Origin of the sequence: Duganella margarita, from assembly GCF_009857535.1 — a bacterium.
Taxonomy (GTDB): domain Bacteria; phylum Pseudomonadota; class Gammaproteobacteria; order Burkholderiales; family Burkholderiaceae_D; genus Rugamonas; species Rugamonas margarita.
The window spans coordinates 1-2,125 of sequence record NZ_WWCS01000057.1 but is presented as its reverse complement, the minus strand read 5'-3'; the positions used below and the strand labels follow the sequence as shown (position 1 = coordinate 2,125).

The window sequence follows — 2,125 nt, the reverse complement described above, 5'->3', positions numbered from 1 at the left end:
CCCAGGCGACGACGCCGCCGGTGGCGCGGGCGGCTGTGTCGCCGGCGCCTGTGGCCGTGGTGGCGCCGGCTGGGACCGACGGAGCCGCCGCGTTGCGCCAGCTGGCCGGCCTGTGGGGCCTGACGCTGACAACCGGCGATCCATGTCAGACGGCGGCGCGCGCCAATCTGCGTTGCCTGCAGGCGAAAGGCAGCATCGAGGACGTGCGTCTGCTGGACCGTCCGACGATGCTGAAGCTGCACGACGATCCCGCCGCGCCCAATTACGTGCTGCTGACCGCGCTGGACGACGGCAAAGCCACCATCGTCGCGGCCGGCGGCAAGCCGCAGACGCTGACGGTCGAAGCGCTGGCAGCGCGCTATGACGGCGAGTTTGCCACCTTCTGGCGCGCGCCCAAGGCCTGGCGCGACGAGGTGCGCAGCGGCGACCAGGGGCCGGATGTGGACTGGCTGGCCAAGCGCCTGTCGCAAATCTACGATCTGAAAAAACCACAGGAAAACCAGCCGCTGGACGCGGTCTTGCGCAAGCGCCTGACCGAGTTCCAGACCGCGCAGAACCTGAAGGCCGATGGCGTGGCCGGCCCCAAGACTTTTATCCGCTTGTATCAGCTGGGCGGCGTGCAGGAGCCGCGGCTGCGTTGATGTTAAATCGCGCGGCCGTCGTAGTGATGCACAGGAATGGCCGCCAGATCGATGCCCTCGATGCAACGCAGGTTGATGGCCGCCGTTGGCGTACCGTCCGGCGCAAGCGCTTCGGCATACGGGTGAATGCCGCAGGTCGGGCAGAAGCGGTGCGCGATCTTGTGCTGGTTGAACAGGTAGGACCTGGCATGGTCCTCCGGCGTTAGCAGTTGCATCTGGCTGCGCGGCACGAACCATAGCAGCGAGCCTTTGCGCTGGCAGATCGAGCAGTTGCAGGCCAGCGCGGACGCAATCTCGCCTTCGGCGTTGAATTTGATGTTGCCGCAATGGCAGCTTCCGGTGTATTTCATGGTGCCTCCATGTAGTGATGCAGTTGCTGGAAGAACGCCTGCCAGCCGCGTTCGTGGTTGTCGCGCGCCTGGCTGTCGACGAATCGGTCGTGCACAAATGTCAGCTCGGTGCCATCGGCTACCGCTGTCAGCGTGATGCTCACGCGTGACACGCGCTCCGGCGTGGTGTGAAATGCCCAGTTGAACACCAGACGTTGATGGGGCTGGACTTCCAGATATTCACCGCCCACTTGATTCTGTTCACCGTCCGGCGATTGGAACGCAATGCGATAGCGCCCGCCCACGCGCAGGTCGATTTCCGCCAGGGTGGCGATGGTCTCCGGCGACGGTCCGAACCAGCGCATCAGCGCTTGCGGGTCGGTCCAGGCGCGCCAGATTTTGTCGGCGCTGACGGGGTAGTGGCGGATGATGCGGACTTCTCCGGTGCTTGTTGGCATGTTTCCTCCTGGTGATATAGGTAGCGTCCCAGCGCATCCAGTTGGGCGTTCCAGTAGCGGTCGTAATGGGCAATCCACTGCGCGGCTTGCTGCATGGTTTGGGTCTCCAGCGAGCAGCGGACGATGCGGCCTTCTTTGGCGCGGGCAATCAGGCCGGCGGCTTCCAGCACCGCCAGATGTTTCATGAAGCCGGGCAGCGACATCGCGTGTTGCTGTGCCAGTTCGCTGATGGTGTGGCTGCCCTGTTCCAGCTGCGCCAGCACGCGGCGCCGTGTGCTGTCGGCCAGGGCGGCGAACACCAAATCGAGTTGTTGATCATTATGCTTAACCATGTGGTTAAGTATTCTCTGGTGGCGCGGCTTTGTCAAGCGCCGGGCTTACGTTAAGATAGGGCGATATTCACCTCGGTTACCGCTATGTCTTATATTTTGGAAGCGCTGAAGAAGGCGCAGGCTGAACGTCAGTTGGGCAGCTCGCCGACGCTGCATGCGCCGACGCTGCAGTCGGCGGAGCGCGCGGCCGCCGCCCGGTTCAGCACACCGATGCTGTGGACGGTATTGGGCATGGCGGTGCTGATCGGCGTGTTGCTGGTGCTGGTGTGGCGACCGTCTGCGCCAGTGGCGGCGCCGGTCGCCGCAGTCGCGCAGCAGCCAGTCGTGGCGTCGGCGCCCGCCGCTGCGCCGGCCGCGCCCACGCC

The 2,125-nt window shown here is 64.8% G+C and carries 4 protein-coding genes and 1 pseudogene; 2 read left to right on the top strand and 3 right to left on the bottom strand.

All coding sequences use genetic code 11. The annotated features are described in order from the left end of the window. The coding region (locus GTP55_RS29110) for a peptidoglycan-binding protein (protein ID WP_202423914.1) at nucleotides 1-641 on the top strand (641 nt) is incomplete at its 5' end. 2 nt (nucleotides 642-643) lie between these two features. On the opposite strand, the gene GTP55_RS29105 is transcribed toward GTP55_RS29110, so the two are convergent. The 3 genes from GTP55_RS29105 to GTP55_RS29095 are packed head-to-tail and all read right to left on the bottom strand — an operon-like array spanning nucleotide 644 to nucleotide 1,760. Next, nucleotides 644-991 carry a GFA family protein gene (locus GTP55_RS29105; protein ID WP_161048250.1) on the bottom strand — a complete coding sequence of 116 codons (348 nt, stop codon included), beginning with the start codon at nucleotides 989-991 and terminating at the stop codon, nucleotides 644-646. Further along, nucleotides 988-1,428, bottom strand: coding sequence for an SRPBCC family protein (locus GTP55_RS29100; RefSeq protein ID WP_161048249.1), 441 nt, complete (start codon nucleotides 1,426-1,428; stop codon nucleotides 988-990). The genes GTP55_RS29105 and GTP55_RS29100 overlap by 4 nt, the downstream gene beginning before the upstream one ends. After that, nucleotides 1,335-1,760 carry an ArsR/SmtB family transcription factor gene (locus GTP55_RS29095; RefSeq protein ID WP_161048248.1) on the bottom strand — a complete coding sequence of 142 codons (426 nt, stop codon included), beginning with the start codon at nucleotides 1,758-1,760 and terminating at the stop codon, nucleotides 1,335-1,337. Before GTP55_RS29095 ends, GTP55_RS29100 begins: the two co-directional genes overlap by 94 nt. A gap of 84 nt (nucleotides 1,761-1,844) precedes the next feature. Between GTP55_RS29095 and GTP55_RS29090 the strand changes: the two are divergent. Further along, nucleotides 1,845-2,125, top strand: a pseudogene (locus GTP55_RS29090) (general secretion pathway protein GspB); the annotation flags it as partial.

Bases quoted from the DNA above. Each gene is read 5' to 3' on its own strand.
- GTP55_RS29105 (WP_161048250.1), bottom strand. From the start codon at position 991: ATGAAATACACCGGAAGCTGCCATTGCGGCAACATCAAATTCAACGCC.
- GTP55_RS29100 (WP_161048249.1), bottom strand. From the start codon at position 1,428: ATGCCAACAAGCACCGGAGAAGTCCGCATCATCCGCCACTACCCCGTC.
- GTP55_RS29095 (WP_161048248.1), bottom strand. From the start codon at position 1,760: ATGGTTAAGCATAATGATCAACAACTCGATTTGGTGTTCGCCGCCCTG.